The following is a 16,344-nucleotide window of genomic DNA, read 5'->3' as shown; positions in this document are numbered from 1 at the left end:
ATCGGACATGAAACATATCGTTCTGGGCTCCGCCCTCGTACTGCTCGCCATGCCGACATTGGCAGGCCAGTTCGACAATCTGTATCAAATCGAACAGCAAACCAAACAGGCTGAAGCAGCCAATCAGGCCGAACGCCTGCGTCAGGCGGCGGCCGACCAGGCACGTGAGGATGCTCGTATCGCTGCGGATCGTCGGCAACGGGCAGCGGCACAGCAAGCGGCTGCGCAAAGGGCCGCTGAGCAGCGCAAGTCACAGGAAATTGAACACAAGCGTGTTCAAACCCGTGAAGAAAACTATGAAGACGAGTTGCGCGCACTGGAGTTGGAGGAGCGCCGCCTGGCACTACAGGACAAGCGCGCACGTACCGCACGCGCCAACGACTACATCGATGCGGAGTTGCGCAATAGCGCGGCACGCACCGACGTGATCCAGTCCGAAGCCGACTCGGCACGCAATGTGACCTCCGGTGCCAAGTCTTTGCTGGAAGATGCCGGCAAGGCGGAAGTCAACCGCTCCAGTCGCTTGTTCGGCGAGTAATCTTCCTATCGATCGTCCCCGGACCCCTGGTCCGGGGCATCCGTTCTCAGAGATGAATTCATATGCTGCGTTTATTTACGCTAATTGCTGCGGGACTACTCCTGAGCGCCTGCTTCAAAGAAGATCCCAAAAACCAGATTTCAGCTGTCGACCTGCACGGCCGTCTGGTGGTGGATCAGGAGATGACCACCAGTCGTCAAGCCCAAGGCATCAATGGCGAATATTACAAGCGCGTCCTCACCGTTAATGGCCAGGACATGGTCTTTGCCGACTTCATCAAGCAATTTTGCTCCGACGCCAACACCCGCGACGAAACTTGCCTGAAAGCCTTTCGCATCAAGAAAATCGACGACGTCAGCGGCGCAACCAAATTTCTTCCCAACGGGCTCTGACGCTTGTCAGTACGCCAGGCACAGCACATCAGGGCTTTTGCCTGGCCCCACAAAAAAAACCGCCGAGGCGGTTTTTTTCATTCTGTGGTCCAGTCGAACTCGTCGTATTCATCATCCTCGTCGTCCTCGAAAAACGCTTCTTCAAGGTCGTCGTCTTCAACAACGTCTTCTTCCGGCTGATTCAGCAGAAAATCCTTGCGACTCTCGGTAATCGCACGCCGTAGTTCTTCACCCTTTTGCGGGCAGTTGAGCATTTGGGCGATGCGGTCGATTTTTTTTGCCACGGCATCCTCCAACGCATCGGCTATAGCCTGATAGTGCGCGCTTTCCGGGCTGGATGCCAAATCCGCGGAACGCTGCGCACTTCAATGGTCAGGCTTTAGCGGTGATAACGCCGTACTACGCTGCTGTTTCTCAGGACGTGGCCTTTGATTTTTTCCAGCAGTTGCGCACGGGTCAGGCCGGCAGGCAAGGCGTCCGGAGCCAGGTCCAGGGCGTAGATCTGGATGATGTAGTGGTGCGCGCTGTCGCCAACGGGCGGGCAAGGGCCGACGTAACCGGTGGTTGCCTTGCTATTGGTGCCGCCGACGCCCTCGAGGCCGGGTTTGCTCCCGGCGCCCGCCGGGATCTGGTGGGTGCCGGCCTTGATGCCGTAATGCACCCAGTTATCGAGACCCTGGCCTTTCTGGCCGTCCGGGTCGTGCATGACGATGGCGTAGCTTTGGGTGGCTGCCGGGCCGGCGTTCCAGTTCAACGCCGGGGAAATGTTGTGCCCGCCACAGCCTGCGGAATCGCTTGCAGCGGCCAACGTGAACAGACGGTCATCGGAGACCCCGGGAATGTTCAGGGTGAAGCGCTCCTGGGCCTGCGCCGGGAACTGCACGCAAAGGGCGACAACTGCGGCCGCGAGCCAAGGGTTCATTGAGGTCAATCGGGGCATACCGGAGCACCTTGTGCGTGTTGGGCCGTCGTCGGCGTGCAAACTATAGCCGGACCGTTCACGCCTTGGCAGGGGGAATTGGCTGAACCTCGCGATTGGCGCCAGACTCATAAGTGAAATGTCTGTCTGGAGAGCAATCATGACTCTGCATCGCGTTGCGCGTGTCGCCAATGTGCCCGAAGACCGGGGTCTGGAAGTGCAAGTCCAGGACAGCAGGATTCTGCTGTTGCGGGCCGGTGAGCAACTGCGCGCTTATCAGGCCGAATGCCCGCATGCCGGCGCCCCGCTGGCTGACGGCGCGGTATGCAACGGGCGCCTGACCTGTCCGTGGCACAAGGCGCAGTTCCGGATCGAGGATGGCGGGTTGTGTGAACCGCCAGCCCTGGACAGCCTCAAGCGCTACCCCCTGGAAATCCGTGACGGCGACATCTGGGTCGGCGACCAGCCGTTGCCGGACGCTCACAGCCCACCGGCCGACGATTCGCGGACGTTCATCATTGTCGGCGCTGGCGCGGCAGGCACGGCGGCGGCAGCGGCGCTGCGCGAGAAAGGCTTCGGTGGCCGGTTGCTGTTGATCGACCGCGAAGCCGAGGCCGGATACGACCGCACTGCGCTGAGCAAATACGTGATCGCCGGGGAGATGCCGCTGCACGAGCTCCCACCACTGCGGGACGAAGCGTTTTACCGCGAACAACGGATCGAACGCCTGCAAGGCGAGGTGGCCAGCCTGGATGCGCCAAACCGGACGCTGCGGCTGACTGACGGCCAGTCTCTGACCTACGACGCCGCGCTGCTGGCCACCGGCGGCGTTCCCAAGCCACTGACGCTGCCCGGCGCCGACCTGCCGCAGGTGTTTGTTTTACGCTCCAGAATCCATGCACGGCAGATTCTCGACAGCGCCCGCGCCGGCCAGCGAGTCGTGATCATCGGCGACAGTTTCATTGCCATGGAGTCCGCCTCGTCCCTGCGCCAGCTTGGCCTGAATGTAACCGTGCTGGCCCGCCACGACGTGCCGTTCGCCAAACAGTTCGGTGACACGGTCGGCAAGGCCATTCGTGCGCGGCATGAGGCCAATGGCGTCGTGTTTCATACCCTGGGCAATGCGGTACGGATCGAAGGGACGGACAAAGTCGAAGCCGTGCACCTGGACAACGGCCAACACTTGCCAGCTGATCTGGTGCTGGTGGGTATCGGCGTCACACCAGCAACCGCTGCCTTCACCGGCCTGGCGAAAGAGCAGGATCACTCATTGCGCGTCGACGGCGGTATGCGCGTGGCCGACGGCCTCTGGGCGGCTGGCGACATCGCCATGTTCCAAATGAACAATCAGCATCTGCGCATCGAACACTGGCGACTGGCCCAACAACAGGCGCGGATCGCTGCGGCCAATATGCTCGGTGGCGACGAGCATTACCTCGACGTGCCGTATTTCTGGACCTTGCATTTCGGCAAGACCTACGACTACCTCGGGCATGCCCGATCCTGGGACGAAGTCGAGTTCAAGGGCGACCCTTGCGATCCGCCCTTCATCGGCCTGTTCGGAAAAAACGGCGTGGTGTCGGCGGCGGTAGCCTGCGAGATGGATCGGACCATGGCGATGCTCGCCGAGCGGATGAAACAGCCGTTGCCATGGGAAGAGGCATGGCGCCTGATCCGTGACGTACCCTAGACAGCAAAACGCCCAGCGTCTGCGCGATGCAGAGGCCGGGCGTTACCGGGTAAAGGGCTGCCGTTATTCGGTGGCGACAGCACCCGAGAACTTGCTCATGACAAAACCGGCAAACTCTTCAACGGTCATTTTCTGGCCGTTGAAATCCACCTGGTTATTGGCGTAGTGCAAGTTGGTGACGATGTTGTTGCCATCCAGTTTTGCCAGCTGGCTGCCGACCGCCATGCTGCTGAACATGTCTGCGGTGGCGGTGGCCTGGTCGGCAATCAGCTTGGCGTCGGTCTGACCGTCGATTTGCGATTGCAGGGTCAGCACATCGACCAGCATGGGCTTGGATACTTGCAGCTTGAAGTCCAGCAGCGCGATCAGCTGTCTGACCAACTGGTCGGTCGGCAGATCGATGGCTTGCGGCTTGGTCAGGTCGAGCACCAGATTGGCGCGGCTCTCGCCATTGGCGGTGTTGAACGACAGGTTTTCCAGGGCCACCTGCGGACCGGCCGCCAGCAGTTTTTCCAGGCTGGACTTGAGCAGTGCCTCTTCGGCTTCGGTCAGTTTCAGCTCCGGTGCCGGCAGGCCCGCTGCCGTCGCTTCGGCCGCCGCACGCTCATACGGCTGCAGTTTGCTCTGGTAGACCTGCATCAACGACAGGGTGGCCGGAATGTCGAGGTTCTTCAGGCTCATGGCCAGCGCACCGGAGCCGATGGACTTGCCGTTCAGGGACACGTCGCCGACCTTGTAATCGGCGCGACCGGAAGCGCTGCTGCCCTTTTCTTCGGTCAGGTTTTTCATTTCGAACTTCTTGAAGTCCAGTACCGACTGCTTGACGCCAAAAGTCGATTTGCCGCTGGCCAGCTCAAGAACGTTCTCGCCGGTGTAGAAGCCGTAGGTGCTTTTTGTCAGGTTGCTGGCCAGGGTCAGGCCATTCAATTCAACCTGCACCGGCGCCTGGTCTTCGGACACCGTGGTCACTTTCAGGCTGTCCATGTAACCGTTGGCCTTGACCTTCTGCGCCTGGGCGCTGGCATCGACATCAATGCTCAGGCCGGAGAATTTCATGCTCGACTTGTCATCCAGCGCCATTTCCAGCGGCTGCAATTCGAGGGTGCCTTTGGTGGCATTGTCATAGCCAATGTTGACCACGCCGGTCAGCGGGGATTTGTCCTTGGCGGCGGCAAACCACTTCTCGGTGAGCGGGGTCTTTTCCAGTTCGTAGTGACTGGTCGCCATGACCGGCAACCACTTCAGCGACATCAGCCGCGAGAACGGCAGCGGGCCGTGTTCGACGTGATCGACAAACAGCAACTCGACCGGCGCATCGCCGAACATTTCGCCTTCGCCCTTGAGGCGGTAGTGCGCGGTGCTGCTGAATACATGACGCTCCAGCGAAACCAGCTCCAGCGACGCGGTGCCGTTGGAACCGACCATGGCCGTTTGCAGTTCCTTGTTGGCATTGGCAATCGAGGTGTTCAACACACCTTCGAGCCTGGTGCCGGTGAACCAGGCTCCGCCTGCGCTGATGGCACCGATTGCGACAACGATTCCCAGTAGCACGCCTGCTGATTTATTCATGTATGACCCGTTCAATGTCCGTTGTTGAAAGTGTGGTCGTCTTCCCTGAACCCATGATGGGTTGCGGCTCGACTGCGCTGAAAGTGGAGTGGAGATTAGCACCGGGCGCGACGAACGGCCCAATGTTTAAAGGTGAAAGAGTGTCTTGGGGGGGTGTTTGCCGAGTTTGAATCTTTCGCTGTGCATTCAATCGCCATCGCGAGCATGCTCGCTCCTACAGGGGAAATGCGTATTCCTGTAGGAGCGAGCACGCTCCGGGCGGCGTTCCGACGATAGCGATCTCAGGAGTATTGAACCTCGATCTCATCGAGCTGATGATCGAAGCTTTTGAGCCGCGCCGTCCAGGTGTACACCAGCACTTCGAAGTCGCGGTTGATCACTGCCCCGCCCGTCACTTCCGCGCGTGGGTCGCAGACGTCCAGTTGATAGCGCTCACGGGCCATGGCCGTGGCGACATCGGCCAGTTCCCGGGCATTGCTGAGCCAGTGCCGCCCGTCGTCAGCCACCTGCCGGTCCAGCGCCACGCATTGTTTTTTCAGGGATTCGAGGCTTTTTTCCAGCGGTGTGCCGGTCAACTCGCCCATGACTTCCTGAAACGTGCGCCCCGGTTGCCAGTAACTGCCCCAGAAATAGCGGTCGAACGCTGTTTCGAGACGACGCAATGCCACCTTGGTGTCCCAGATCAGGACCAGGGTCTTGCCTTGTTCGAGCTGTCTTTTTTTGATGCGTTGATTCTGGACCGAGGCCCAGGCCACCGCCGCAATGGACATCACCGCAATCAGCGCGACGGCACTGTCGAGGAACACCAGAGCCTTGTCGATCTGGTGGGCCAGCATGATGCCGTAGAAATAGGTGGCCGACAGCAGCACCAATGCCACGATGGCGCACCAGAAGCCGAGAGCATAAGGGTTTTTCATTATTGGTTTCCCCCTGACCTGCGCGAGCCTTTTACGAAGAAAGAGCGCTTTGCTCGGAGCGCCCCTCCAACACTTCAAAGCATAGCAACGGCCTCAGGGTTTGCTGGCGTTCGACGCTTGCGTTCGTCCGCTTTCCCAGCCACCGCCCAGCGCGAGGAACAAATCGATCTGGCTGGCGGCGACCTGGGAGTTCGCAGCGGCCAATTGCGCCGTGACATCGATGTAGGTGCGGGTGGCTTGCAGGTCGGCCAGGAACGAGGCGCGGCCGGCCTGGAAGAAGCGATGTGTCTGGTCGGCCGCCAGTTTTGCCGATTGCTCGGCATCGGCCAGGGCATCACGACGTTGCAACAACGCGGTGTATTGAGCGAGGCCGGTCTGGGTTTCGCGAATGGCGTTGAGCACCACCCCATCGAAATGCGCCAGGGTCGCCTGGGTCACGGCTTCGGCTTCGCGGATTCGCGCCCGGGCGCCGTTGGTCGGCACTTTCCAGGTCAGCGACGGACCAAACCCCCAGCGGTTGGTGGACGGGTCGCCAAGATCGTCGAGGATACCGACGGTACCGATGGTCGCGCCGATACTGATGTTCGGATACAGCTCGCCCGTCGCGACGCCAATACCGGCCGTCGCGCCAGCCAGTCGACGCTCGGCCTGCCGTACATCGGGGCGACGCTTGAGCAACGCGGCGCCATCGCCCACCGGAATCAATTGGGCGATTTTTGGCAACTCGTCGCAGGTGGCGGTGCCGGCCGGCAGTTGATCCACCGGCTTGGCCAGCAACATCGACAGGCGGTACAGCCCGGCCTGACGCGCCGCTTCATAACGCGGCATGTCGGCGCGCAGGGATTTGAATTGGGTTTGCGAACGGGTGACCTGGGTTTCGTCGCCACGCCCGGCATCGCGCAGGCGTTGGATCAGCGTGGTGCTCTGGGCTTGCAGGTCGAGAGAGTGCTGGGCAATTTCCCGTTCTTCATTGGCCGCGCACACCTGGGTGTAGGCACGAACCACATCGGCCACTACGGTAATGCGCGCCGTATCGGCGGCAGCCTGCGTCGCATCGGCATTGGCCTTGGCCGCTTCGATGCCGCGTTGCAAGGTGCCGAACAGGTCAAACTGGTAGGACGCGCTGATGCCGATATCACCGATGTTGGCCACCGGCACTTTTTCCGGCAACAGGAACGCCTGGCCAGACTCCTGCAAGCGCTGGGCGCCCATCTGCACGCCGCCGCTCCAGCCGCCCGCCGCTTCGGCCTCATCGACCTGAGCGCGAGACCGGGACAGGCTGGCCGCCGCCACACGCAAATCGGTGTTGGAGGCCATGGCCTGCTGCACCAACTGGTCGAGTCGCGGGTCCTTGTACAGACGCCACCAATCGGCTGGCACCGGCGCGGACACCACCGTCTGACCGTCTACGGCCAGATCGCCCTGCAAGTCCGGACGATGGACGGCCGCCTCTTCGGGCAAATGATAATCCGGCCCGACCATCTGGCACGCCGACAGCAGCAAGCCTAATCCGGCGACCGCCAAACCCGAGGCCTTGCTCATTGCTCGGGCTCCCGGTTTTTGTCGTCAATGATCGAAACCGTGGCGGTACGCCCGGCAATCATGCGGAAATCCGCCGGTACATCGTCAAAGGCAATCCGTACCGGAATCCGCTGGGCCAGCCGCACCCAGCTGAAAGCCGGGTTGACGTTGGGCAGCAGGTTGTTGCCGCTGGTGCGGTCACGGTCTTCGATACCGGCGACGATGCTTTCCACATGCCCGCGCAGGCGCGCATTGTCGCCGATCACCCGGATGTCGACGCTCTGGCCGATATGGATACCGTTCAGTTTGGTTTCTTCGAAGTAGCCATCGATATGGAACGAGTTGCTGTCGACCACCGACAACACCGGACGCCCAGCGCTGACGAACTCCTGGGTCCGTGGCGCGCGGTCGTTGACATAGCCGTCCACCGGGCTGCGGATCACCGAGCGGTCGAGGTTGAGTTGTGCACTGTCCACCGCCACCTGGGCTTCCATCAACGCCACTTGGGCGCGGGCCACTTTCGACTGGCTTTCTTCCAGTTGCTCGCCCGGCACCAGGTTGCCCAGGCCCTTGTTGCGCTTGGCCTCGCGCTGGGCCTGGGCCAGGGTTTCTTCACGGTCGGCGACGGCCGCTTTCGCCTGGCGCAGGGCCAGCTTGAAACGGTCCTGATCGATGCTGAACAGCACCTGCCCGCGCTTGACCAACTGGTTGTCGCGCACCTCCACTTGCTGGATCAGCCCGGAAACGTCCGGGGCGATTTGCACGATGTCGGCACGGATATGCCCATCGCGGGTCCAGGGCGCGAACATGTAATACATCACCATGCGCCAGACCACGACAACGGCGAAGCTCACGATCAGCAGGGTCAGTACCACACGGCCAAGGGTTAGGAACGGTTTTTTCATGTCATCAGGTATCGACTGAGTGAGTCCACGGCGCCAAGCAGCAGGGCGTAGAGAGCCACGTTGAACAGTGCCCGGTGCCAGACCAGACGGTAAAAGTGCAGGCGCGTCAGCACCCCGTGCACCAACAGGTACAGCACATACGTAATGCCCATCAGCACCAGCAGCGTGGGCAGGAACACCCCGCTCAGATCCAGGTCTCCGATCATAAAGGCGCTCCATCGATGCCATGGGGAAGCGGTTCTTCGGGCTCGGCGGAGCCGACGAATTCGACGCCGGGCAACAGTGCCAGGCGCAAGCCGCTCAGGGCGTGCAGCAGATGCCGACGGGTTTCGTCATCGCTGGCGCCGCTGAGGGCGCGGCGGGTGCGGTCGAGGGTCATCAGCAACGGGCTCGGTGCCGGCAGGCGTTCACCGGCCTTCAGACAGGCCTTGAAGTACTCGCCAACCTCGGCCACCACCTGGCGCAGCAGCACCTGCGGCACACCGAGGACCCGCGGCGTATAAGCGAGCAGGTCCAGCAGATTCAGCGCCACCCGCACTTCCCGCAGCGCCACGCCGGAGTCCTGGCTGGTCATGGCCAGGCGCGGCAGGTGCTGCATCAGCCGATCGAGCATCCGTATGCCCAGCAGCCGATGCTCGGACAACGTGGCCGGCTCGGCGAGGCCGACAATGTCACGCCAGCTGAATCGGGTCAGGCGCTTGGCCGCCAGCTCGGCACCGAAAGGCCGGGCGATCAGGGTCCAGATGAACGCGAACAGCAGCCCCATGGGACCGGCCAGGTTGGAGTTGGCGAAACTGAGGAAGTCCGCGTCATAGGCCCCCTGAATACTGATGAACGACGACGTGTTGACCAGGGTCAGGAGCATGCCCAGGTAAAACTGCGGCTTGACCGTCAGGGTGCCCACGCAAATGAACGGCACGGCAAACGCCAGCACCAGCATCGGGAAATCATGCAGGTTGGGCAGCACCAGAAACAGATACAGGCTGGCGAACACCACCGACATCGCCGTCCAGAAAAAGAACCGGTAGATCTGCGGTGCCGGGTCATCCATCGAGGCGAAGAAGCTGCACGCCACCGCCGCCAGGATCACTGCGCTGCCGCCATCGGTCCAGCCGAGCAGAATCCACAGCACCGAGGCCACGATTATCGCGGCGACGGTGGAAGCCGCGGAATAAAACATCAGGCCGCGATCCAGGAAGGGTGTCAGCCGTCCCAGCCGCCAGTGCCGATACACCGCGCGCCAGCTGTCCTGGCTTTCGCACTGGATGGCGTATTGCAGGCTGCGGCAGTCCTGCCACACATCTATCCACTCGCCGAGACGGTAAATGGCGTTGGAGAACAGCAATTGCTTGCGGTCATCCAGAGCTTCAGGTGCAGGTTGCAGGGCCTCGAGTTGATCCTTCAGCGCTTGCCAGCGGCCGAGATCGGCATCCTTGTGCTCAAGCCATTCGCAGGTGGCGGCCAGCAACGGCGCGAACTTGTCCACAAGCTCCGGGGTGCGTCGCTCCAGGGCGTACAGCGCATCGTCGAGGGCATCGATGACCGGCAGCAGGTGAATCATCCGCCCGCGCAATTCCTTGGTGTTACGCACCGTCTGCGGGCGCGAGCCTTCGTGGGGCAACTGACCGATCATCAACTCCAGGGAATTGAAGGTGGCGACCATCGATGCTCGCAATGCGCTGACTTCTTCAGGCTGCACGCTGCGGCTGAGGAAGCGCAGGCTGTAGGTCGATGCATCGGCAAACCATTTGCTCACCGAATCATTGAACACCGGCGCCAGACGCCGGGGCCAGAAAATCGCGCCAACCACTGCCGCCACCGCGATGCCGAGGAAAATCTCTTCGGTCCGCGCTTCGGCCACGTCCCACACCCCCAGCGGGTTATTCACCACTGGCAGGGCAATCAACGGCAAGGTGTAGCCGGCGAGCATCAAGGCGTAATTGTTCGCGGTGCGCAAATGCAGGGACAGAAACAGCAACGTACCGGTCCACAGCGCAATCACCACCACCAGCACGTAGGGGCTCTGCACGAACATCGGCACGAACAGAACCGCCGCCGCAGCGCCGATAAACGTGCCGATTGCCCGGTACAACGCCTTGGACGTGGTCGGCCCGAGGAATGGATTGGAAACGATGTACACCGTGGCCATCGCCCAGTACGGACGCGGCATTTGCATGAGCAGGGCGATGTACAGCGCGATCATCGATGCGGCGAAGGTGCGGACTCCGTAGAACCAGTCCCGCGCCGGGGGCATGCCAGAGAAAAATCCGTTCAAGAGTTGCCCACCGATGGCGGCGTGGCCGCTTCAAATGCTCTCAGTACCCGCAGCGTAGCTTCCAGGTCACTCTGGTCAATGCCTTCAAGGACTTCGTGGCGCAAGCGCACCAGCTCGACTTCGACCGCCTGCACCAGCTCACGACCGGTTGCGGTCAGGCTCAGGCATTTGGCGCGACGGTCCTGTGCGTCTTCGGTGCGGCAAACATAACCGCCATGGCACAACTGATCGAGCAAGCGTACCAGCGACGGGCTCTCCATCCCTGCCGCCTGGGCCACCGTCACCTGACGCACACCCTCGCCCAGACGCCCGATCATCAACAGCGGAACGGCACAGGCTTCGGAAATTCCATAGTTGGCCAGCGTGGTCTGGCAGATTTTGCGCCAATGCCTGGCGGCCACCACCATGGCGCTGCTGATGTTCATCTGGAGAACGTCGAGGTTATTGGGCACGAGGGAAAATACACACTGTTAGTTTGCTAACTATCAATATCGCATTGGAGGGGATTTTCCGTCAAGTTTTGAAACAAATGTGCAGCGACCTACCGAGCACCATCAACGTTTCCTGGCGCGCTCATACACTTCACTGCGTTCGCGCTTTCCTACTGCAACCACAGAAACGACGACTCGCTCATCTATCACCTCGTAGACGAGTCGATATCCCGATGACTTCAACTTGATTTTGTAGCAGTCGGGCATGCCGTGGAGGGCGTCGGAAGGGATTCGGGGCAGTTCGAGCCGCTCTGCCAACTTCTTCTTGAATTGCTCGCGCAGCGTGTGCCCCAGCTTGTCCCATTCTTTGCGTGCAGACGGCAGAAATTCGAGCTTATAAGTCATCCAGCGTTACCGAAATCGGCGTCTCATGACGACGAGAACGCACGATTTCCGCCAACTCCAGATCATCCAGGCGTTCCATCATGGCTTCGAACACATCGGCAGGGACCATGTAACCCATGACACGATTGTGATTGAGTACTGCGACGGGCCCTCCATGGGCGCCATTCAAAACGGCAGAGGGGTTTTTCTTTAGTTCAGAAACGCTGACAGCCCTATCAGCCAATACACTTTGCATAATTAAGACCTCAAATAAGGTCTTAATTCTGGTCAGTTATTGAAATCAGAGCAACCTCGCTCAAGCACCGCCTATCAGTTTTCTACACCCCCCGCCCCTTCCTCAACAGCACATCCAGTTGATCCACCACCTCCGCCCAATCCGCGTCATCGAGAATCTCGTCACGCAGAAGCTCTGCCTGGCTCGGGCTCCAGAAAAAGGCATCCGCAAGGTGCAGTTCCGGTTTGAGCGGTGAATGGGTGGCGATGAATTTATCGATGCTCTCGGCGTCGTCCGGCAGGCCGAGTTGTTTGAACAGTGAAGGAAGGTTGTGGGTTGGGTTTTCCATGACGAACTCCTGATGATCAAGTTGGGGGACCGCTGCGCGGTCATCGCGGGCAAGCCCGCTCCCACAGGAAAATGTGTTCTCCCTGTGGGAGCGAGCCTGCTCGCGAAGACGGCAGCATTGACGCAACAACTCTCAATGACTCAACTCCCGCACCTCGGCATGCGGCACCATTTTCAGGAATTCCGGCATGTCCATGCGCACCAGGTTGACGTGGTTGCCGGCCTCCAGATAGATGTCTTTCTGCCGGGTCAGCATCGGATCGATGACCACCTCCAACCCATAGGATTCGCCCAGCGCCGGTACGGCGCCGCGTTCGCAATCGTCGAACAGGTGCGCCAGATTGCTTTCGCGGGAAACCTGCCACTCTCCGCTGCTGCGGACTTTGCTCAGGTCCAGATGACGGCTGGCGGGCAGCACGGCCATCAGGTAATGCCCATGGTGATCGTCGAGGATCACCGATTTGGCCACCCGTTCGGCAGGAATACCTGCGACCCGCGCCGTTTCAAGGCTGCTGGCCGAGTGTGGGTGGCTGACGATGTCGTAGTTGCATTGAGCCTTTTCCAGGCTGCGCTGCACGGTTCTTGCCATACGCATGATGCACCTCGGTGTCCGCGACAACCGCTGGCGGACGCTGGTTAACACGTTCTTTCGGTACTCAAAGTCTAGGCCCGCTGGCGCGCTCCGGCGGGAAATCCGCCCATCGGACGTCGTCGACAATTGAGCAAAATTCGTACAACTCGCCGGTCAACTAAACTGTCTACAGAGCCACCTCAAGACTCTCCCGGAGGGTCAAGTGAACACGCGTTGCTGTGCCGTTGCGTTGCTGTTGGCGTTGAGCGGATCGGTCTTTGCCACCGACACGGTTGTGCTGTTGGTGCCCAACCCCATCGGGATCTGGCTGATCACCTTCGGCATCGCGTTCCTGATCGCCGAGGCTGCCCTGCCCAACTACGGCGTGATCGGCCTTGGCGGCATCATCATGTTCGTGATTGGCGCGGTGATCCTGAGCAACACCGATGTGCCCGTGCCGCTGATGATCGGCCTGGGGCTGGTCAGTGCGCTGTTGCTGATCTACCTGGTTATTCACGCCCTGAAAACGCGACCGCGCCACACCGTCAGCGGTGATGCCGGGCTACTCGGCAGCGTGACGGCGGTGACGTCATTGCAGGCCGGCAACGCCTGTGGCGGCTGGATTCATCTGCAAGGAGAACGATGGCAAGTGCTCAGCGCAACGCCACTGCAACCCGGACAACGGGTACGGGTGGTGGGACGCAAGGGTTTGCTGCTGCAAGTGGCCGCGGCTGACGCGGCGCCGGGCGGAGAATAGTCATGGGTTTGCAATTGGGTCTTGTCGCGCTCCTGCTGTTGCTCATCGCACTGGCAGGGTCGACGTTTCGCATCCTGCGCGAGTACGAGCGCGGCGTGGTGTTCCAGCTCGGGCGCTTCTGGCAGGTCAAGGGACCCGGCCTGATCCTGCTGATTCCGGTGGTCCAGCAAATGGTCAGGGTCGATTTGCGGACCGTGGTGCTGGACGTGCCGCCGCAAGACGTGATCACCCGCGACAACGTGTCGGTCAAGGTCAATGCCGTGCTGTACTTCCGCGTACTCGATCCGCAGAAGGCAATCATCCAGGTCGAGGATTTCCTGGCCGCCACCAGCCAACTGGCGCAAACCACCCTGCGGGCGGTGCTGGGTAAACACGAACTGGACGAACTTCTGGCCGAACGCGAACGGTTGAACCTGGACATCCAGCAAGTGCTCGACGCCCAGACCGACGCCTGGGGAATCAAGGTCGCCAACGTCGAGATCAAGCACGTGGACCTCAACGAATCGATGGTCCGCGCCATCGCCAAGCAGGCCGAAGCCGAACGGGAACGGCGCGCCAAGGTGATTCACGCCGAGGGTGAATTGCAGGCCTCGGAAAAACTCATGCAAGCAGCCGAAATGCTGGGCCGCCAACCGGGGGCCATGCAACTGCGCTACATGCAGACCCTGAGCTCGATTGCCGGCGACAAAAGCTCGACCATCGTCTTTCCGCTGCCGATCGAGTTGCTCAAGGGTATGGCGGACTTGTCGTCGAAACCTTGAACGCCGGCCGTTTCAGGACCTGGGCAGCACTTCGGACTCGGCGAGCCAGGTCAACAATCGATCAAGGCAGGCTTCAACCGTCTGTACCCCGGTGTCGAGTACCAGCGCCGCATCGACCGGCGCCTGGTACGGCGCAGACACCCCGGTAAACCCGGCCAACTCACCGCGTCGGGCACGGGCATAGTGACCTTTCGGATCACGTTGCTCGCACACCGCCAGGGTCGCGCTGCACCAGACTGCCCGATAATCGTCACCCAGCCGCCGGGCGAACACATCGCGCAGTTCCACCAACGGCGCAATCATCGCCAGGATCACGATTTGTCCGTTCTCCACCAGCAACGCAGCCAATTCACTGGCGCGGCGGATGTTCTCCTGACGATCGCTGTCACTGAAGCCCAGGTCTCGATTGAGCCCCACCCGCAGCCCGTCACCATCGAGCACCACGCTCTGCAGGCCGCGGGCAAACAACTCGGCATGCAGCGCTTGCGCGAGGGTCGACTTGCCTGCCGCCGGCAGGCCGGTCAGCAGGATCGCCGTGCCGCGATGGCCGTTACGCCGCTCGCGCTGAGCCCGACTGATGCTCGCGGTCGGGGGCTTCACATCAACGCGCTGGGGCATGCGTCACCGGCACCGCAATATCACCTGCCGCCCAGGCCGCTTCGCGGTTGGCCAGGGCCGTGGCGATGGACTGGACTTGCGTCGATTGCACTTGATCCGGCAGCGGGTCGAGGCCGGCGCTGGCGAAGATTTGTCCATAGGCGTTGCGCAGGTCAGCGTAGGACAGGTCACGACGCAGGTCGGCCTGCAAGGTGTTGAGTTCGCCCTGGATCAGCTCCAGTTCACCAATACCGTCCGCCTGGTGACGGTTGCGCAACTGACCGACGATTTGCCCGTCGATGTCCGACAATTGCTGATTGGTCTTGAACTGGCGCAAGGCCTCGCGGTAGTTGGCGTTGGCCACATAGAGCTGCGCCAGCACCGCAATCGACATCGCCTGACGGCGCGCGACGGCGACTTCTTCACCGGCCTTGGCCACGTCGATGGCAGCGGGAGCCGAGATCACGTTGAACAGGTTCCAGGTGACTTTGACGCCGTAGTCGGCCCAGCCTTGCTCCACCAGGAATGAGTTGCTGTCGTAATGTCCGCCGGCGGAGAACTCCAGGCCCGGCAGCAGGCGCAGCATGGCTTTGCGGGTCTCGGCGGCGCTGATGCGTGTCTGATAATCCTGCTCGCGCAGTTCCGGGCGGCTGGTCAGGGCTTCCTGTTCGAGGCTGGCCAGATCGACCTTGAGCTCGGGAATTTCATAACCGTTATCGGTCGCCAGGGTCAGTTCCGTGCCCATTGGCAGGTTGATCAGGGTCGCCAGTTCGGTCTTGGCCAGTGACAACGCCCGGCGCTGCTCCTCCAGCTGGCGCGTCGCTTCGATCAGCGAGCGCTGATAACCGAGGGCCTGCACCGGATCGCCAATGCGTTGCTGGCTCATGCTCTGGCTGTTGTTGCGCGCGGTTTCAACACGCGCCATCAGGCTGTCGATCTGCGTCAGCAGGCGCTCGGCCGCCATCGCCCGCCAATACGCCGAGCGCACGTCCTGGACGATGGTGTTGATCACCTTGCGCCGACGCTCCTGAACGATCAGGCGCTGGTCGCCCTGCTGCTTGGCGCTGATGTAGCTGACACCGAAATCGAGCACGTTCCAGACCATGGTCAGGTCCGCTACATCGCGATCACGGTCCTGGGAGGTCGAAGGTTCCAGGGACTGCGTGCCGGTACGCACACTCTGGCTGCTGGAGGCGTTGACGTTGTTGCGGCCCACGTATCCGGCGTCCAGCGCCATGCGTGGCAACATGTCGAAACTGGCGAGGTCGAGTTGACGCTTGGCCAGGGCCTCCTCCATGACTTTCAATCGGCCTTCAAGGTTGTACTTCACCGCTCGGGCCATGGCCTGGTGCAGGGTCAAGGGGCCGCCAAGAGGCTCCTGCCCCTTGTACATGTTCTGCAGGTCACTTTTGGCCCGCTGCTCACTGACACTGCGTTCGATCGGCTCACTGGTGACAGCGCATCCGCTGATCGCCAGTGCCAGCAGGCTGGCGCCGAACAACTTATGACTTCTTTTCATCCTTGCATCGCCCCT

Annotated in this window: 20 protein-coding genes; 5 read left to right on the top strand and 15 right to left on the bottom strand. The window is 61.3% G+C overall.

The features are described from left to right. Positions 1–7 precede the first annotated feature (7 nt). Positions 8–538 carry a DUF5384 family protein gene (locus CAG47_RS22610; RefSeq protein ID WP_085727591.1) on the top strand — a complete coding sequence of 177 codons (531 nt, stop codon included), beginning with the start codon at positions 8–10 and terminating at the stop codon, positions 536–538. A gap of 62 nt (positions 539–600) precedes the next feature. Then, a complete protein-coding gene (locus CAG47_RS22605; RefSeq protein WP_085727589.1) occupies positions 601–930 on the top strand; it encodes a hypothetical protein in 330 nt (109 codons plus the stop codon). A 77-nt stretch (positions 931–1,007) separates the two neighbouring features. Here CAG47_RS22605 and CAG47_RS22600 read toward each other — a convergent pair whose 3' ends face one another. Continuing rightward, the gene (locus CAG47_RS22600; RefSeq protein ID WP_256577515.1) at positions 1,008–1,274 is read right to left on the bottom strand and encodes a hypothetical protein; all 267 of its coding nucleotides are present in this window, start codon (positions 1,272–1,274) and stop codon (positions 1,008–1,010) included. 35 nt (positions 1,275–1,309) lie between these two features. Beyond that, a complete protein-coding gene (locus CAG47_RS22595) occupies positions 1,310–1,870 on the bottom strand; it encodes a YbhB/YbcL family Raf kinase inhibitor-like protein (RefSeq protein WP_085727585.1) in 561 nt (186 codons plus the stop codon). Between the two features lie 139 nt (positions 1,871–2,009). Between CAG47_RS22595 and CAG47_RS22590 the strand changes: the two genes are divergently transcribed. After that, positions 2,010–3,539: an FAD-dependent oxidoreductase gene (locus tag CAG47_RS22590; RefSeq protein WP_085727583.1), complete on the top strand. Its 1,530-nt coding sequence runs from the start codon at positions 2,010–2,012 to the stop codon at positions 3,537–3,539. Positions 3,540–3,602: 63 nt separating this feature from the next. On the opposite strand, the gene CAG47_RS22585 is transcribed toward CAG47_RS22590, so the two are convergent. The 11 genes from CAG47_RS22585 to CAG47_RS22535 all read right to left on the bottom strand — a co-directional run bounded on the left by CAG47_RS22585 (position 3,603) and on the right by CAG47_RS22535 (position 12,719). After that, complete coding sequence (locus CAG47_RS22585; protein ID WP_085727581.1) at positions 3,603–5,108, bottom strand: YdgA family protein; 1,506 nt, start codon at positions 5,106–5,108, stop codon at positions 3,603–3,605. A gap of 281 nt (positions 5,109–5,389) precedes the next feature. Beyond that, positions 5,390–6,025 (bottom strand): NADH:ubiquinone oxidoreductase subunit N, encoded by a 636-nt coding sequence (locus CAG47_RS22580; protein WP_085727578.1) that lies wholly within the window; start codon positions 6,023–6,025, stop codon positions 5,390–5,392. Between the two features lie 93 nt (positions 6,026–6,118). After that, positions 6,119–7,567, bottom strand: a complete 1,449-nt coding sequence (locus tag CAG47_RS22575) for an efflux transporter outer membrane subunit (protein ID WP_085727576.1) — start codon at positions 7,565–7,567, stop codon at positions 6,119–6,121. After that, positions 7,564–8,451 carry an HlyD family secretion protein gene (locus tag CAG47_RS22570; RefSeq protein WP_085727574.1) on the bottom strand — a complete coding sequence of 296 codons (888 nt, stop codon included), beginning with the start codon at positions 8,449–8,451 and terminating at the stop codon, positions 7,564–7,566. The genes CAG47_RS22575 and CAG47_RS22570 overlap by 4 nt, the downstream gene beginning before the upstream one ends. After that, complete coding sequence (locus CAG47_RS22565; protein ID WP_007987399.1) at positions 8,448–8,657, bottom strand: DUF1656 domain-containing protein; 210 nt, start codon at positions 8,655–8,657, stop codon at positions 8,448–8,450. Before CAG47_RS22565 ends, CAG47_RS22570 begins: the two co-directional genes overlap by 4 nt. Then, on the bottom strand, positions 8,654–10,726 hold the full coding sequence (locus tag CAG47_RS22560) for an FUSC family protein (protein WP_085727572.1): 2,073 nt from the start codon (positions 10,724–10,726) through the stop codon (positions 8,654–8,656). The genes CAG47_RS22565 and CAG47_RS22560 overlap by 4 nt, the downstream gene beginning before the upstream one ends. Then, on the bottom strand, positions 10,723–11,151 hold the full coding sequence (locus CAG47_RS22555; protein ID WP_177409062.1) for a MarR family winged helix-turn-helix transcriptional regulator: 429 nt from the start codon (positions 11,149–11,151) through the stop codon (positions 10,723–10,725). The genes CAG47_RS22560 and CAG47_RS22555 overlap by 4 nt, the downstream gene beginning before the upstream one ends. 129 nt (positions 11,152–11,280) lie before the next feature. Beyond that, positions 11,281–11,562, bottom strand: coding sequence for a type II toxin-antitoxin system RelE/ParE family toxin (locus tag CAG47_RS22550; RefSeq protein ID WP_085727566.1), 282 nt, complete (start codon positions 11,560–11,562; stop codon positions 11,281–11,283). Next, on the bottom strand, positions 11,552–11,797 hold the full coding sequence (locus CAG47_RS22545) for a type II toxin-antitoxin system prevent-host-death family antitoxin (protein ID WP_085727564.1): 246 nt from the start codon (positions 11,795–11,797) through the stop codon (positions 11,552–11,554). Before CAG47_RS22545 ends, CAG47_RS22550 begins: the two co-directional genes overlap by 11 nt. Positions 11,798–11,879: 82 nt before the next feature. Continuing rightward, on the bottom strand, positions 11,880–12,125 hold the full coding sequence (locus tag CAG47_RS22540) for a DUF2789 domain-containing protein (protein WP_085727562.1): 246 nt from the start codon (positions 12,123–12,125) through the stop codon (positions 11,880–11,882). 132 nt (positions 12,126–12,257) lie between these two features. Further along, positions 12,258–12,719 (bottom strand): aminoacyl-tRNA deacylase, encoded by a 462-nt coding sequence (locus CAG47_RS22535; RefSeq protein WP_085727560.1) that lies wholly within the window; start codon positions 12,717–12,719, stop codon positions 12,258–12,260. A 199-nt stretch (positions 12,720–12,918) separates the two neighbouring features. Here CAG47_RS22535 and CAG47_RS22530 point away from each other — a divergent pair, with 199 nt between their 5' ends. Next, positions 12,919–13,452, top strand: coding sequence for an NfeD family protein (locus CAG47_RS22530; protein WP_085727557.1), 534 nt, complete (start codon positions 12,919–12,921; stop codon positions 13,450–13,452). A gap of 2 nt (positions 13,453–13,454) precedes the next feature. Beyond that, positions 13,455–14,213 carry a slipin family protein gene (locus CAG47_RS22525; RefSeq protein WP_007975649.1) on the top strand — a complete coding sequence of 253 codons (759 nt, stop codon included), beginning with the start codon at positions 13,455–13,457 and terminating at the stop codon, positions 14,211–14,213. Positions 14,214–14,225: 12 nt separating this feature from the next. Here CAG47_RS22525 and cysC read toward each other — a convergent pair whose 3' ends face one another. Beyond that, positions 14,226–14,831: an adenylyl-sulfate kinase gene (gene cysC / locus CAG47_RS22520; RefSeq protein WP_085727555.1), complete on the bottom strand. Its 606-nt coding sequence runs from the start codon at positions 14,829–14,831 to the stop codon at positions 14,226–14,228. Next, on the bottom strand, positions 14,815–16,329 hold the full coding sequence (locus CAG47_RS22515; protein WP_085727553.1) for a TolC family protein: 1,515 nt from the start codon (positions 16,327–16,329) through the stop codon (positions 14,815–14,817). The genes cysC and CAG47_RS22515 overlap by 17 nt, the downstream gene beginning before the upstream one ends. Positions 16,330–16,344: the final 15 nt, after the last annotated feature.

Source organism: Pseudomonas sp. R37(2017), assembly GCF_002113375.1.
Lineage (GTDB): Bacteria > Pseudomonadota > Gammaproteobacteria > Pseudomonadales > Pseudomonadaceae > Aquipseudomonas.
Note: the sequence above shows the minus strand (reverse complement) of the source record. Positions and strands in the feature narration are given on the sequence as shown.

What these genes read in the sequence shown, in the direction of transcription:
- CAG47_RS22610 (WP_085727591.1), top strand. Translation starts at nt 8, where the DNA reads ATGAAACATATCGTTCTGGGCTCCGCCCTCGTACTGCTCGCCATGCCG.
- CAG47_RS22605 (WP_085727589.1), top strand. Translation starts at nt 601, where the DNA reads ATGCTGCGTTTATTTACGCTAATTGCTGCGGGACTACTCCTGAGCGCC.
- CAG47_RS22595 (WP_085727585.1), bottom strand. Translation starts at nt 1,870, where the DNA reads ATGCCCCGATTGACCTCAATGAACCCTTGGCTCGCGGCCGCAGTTGTC.
- CAG47_RS22590 (WP_085727583.1), top strand. Translation starts at nt 2,010, where the DNA reads ATGACTCTGCATCGCGTTGCGCGTGTCGCCAATGTGCCCGAAGACCGG.
- CAG47_RS22585 (WP_085727581.1), bottom strand. Translation starts at nt 5,108, where the DNA reads ATGAATAAATCAGCAGGCGTGCTACTGGGAATCGTTGTCGCAATCGGT.
- CAG47_RS22580 (WP_085727578.1), bottom strand. Translation starts at nt 6,025, where the DNA reads ATGAAAAACCCTTATGCTCTCGGCTTCTGGTGCGCCATCGTGGCATTG.
- CAG47_RS22575 (WP_085727576.1), bottom strand. Translation starts at nt 7,567, where the DNA reads ATGAGCAAGGCCTCGGGTTTGGCGGTCGCCGGATTAGGCTTGCTGCTG.
- CAG47_RS22570 (WP_085727574.1), bottom strand. Translation starts at nt 8,451, where the DNA reads ATGAAAAAACCGTTCCTAACCCTTGGCCGTGTGGTACTGACCCTGCTG.
- CAG47_RS22565 (WP_007987399.1), bottom strand. Translation starts at nt 8,657, where the DNA reads ATGATCGGAGACCTGGATCTGAGCGGGGTGTTCCTGCCCACGCTGCTG.
- CAG47_RS22555 (WP_177409062.1), bottom strand. Translation starts at nt 11,151, where the DNA reads ATGAACATCAGCAGCGCCATGGTGGTGGCCGCCAGGCATTGGCGCAAA.
- CAG47_RS22550 (WP_085727566.1), bottom strand. Translation starts at nt 11,562, where the DNA reads ATGACTTATAAGCTCGAATTTCTGCCGTCTGCACGCAAAGAATGGGAC.
- CAG47_RS22545 (WP_085727564.1), bottom strand. Translation starts at nt 11,797, where the DNA reads ATGCAAAGTGTATTGGCTGATAGGGCTGTCAGCGTTTCTGAACTAAAG.
- CAG47_RS22540 (WP_085727562.1), bottom strand. Translation starts at nt 12,125, where the DNA reads ATGGAAAACCCAACCCACAACCTTCCTTCACTGTTCAAACAACTCGGC.
- CAG47_RS22535 (WP_085727560.1), bottom strand. Translation starts at nt 12,719, where the DNA reads ATGCGTATGGCAAGAACCGTGCAGCGCAGCCTGGAAAAGGCTCAATGC.
- CAG47_RS22525 (WP_007975649.1), top strand. Translation starts at nt 13,455, where the DNA reads ATGGGTTTGCAATTGGGTCTTGTCGCGCTCCTGCTGTTGCTCATCGCA.
- cysC (WP_085727555.1), bottom strand. Translation starts at nt 14,831, where the DNA reads ATGCCCCAGCGCGTTGATGTGAAGCCCCCGACCGCGAGCATCAGTCGG.
- CAG47_RS22515 (WP_085727553.1), bottom strand. Translation starts at nt 16,329, where the DNA reads ATGAAAAGAAGTCATAAGTTGTTCGGCGCCAGCCTGCTGGCACTGGCG.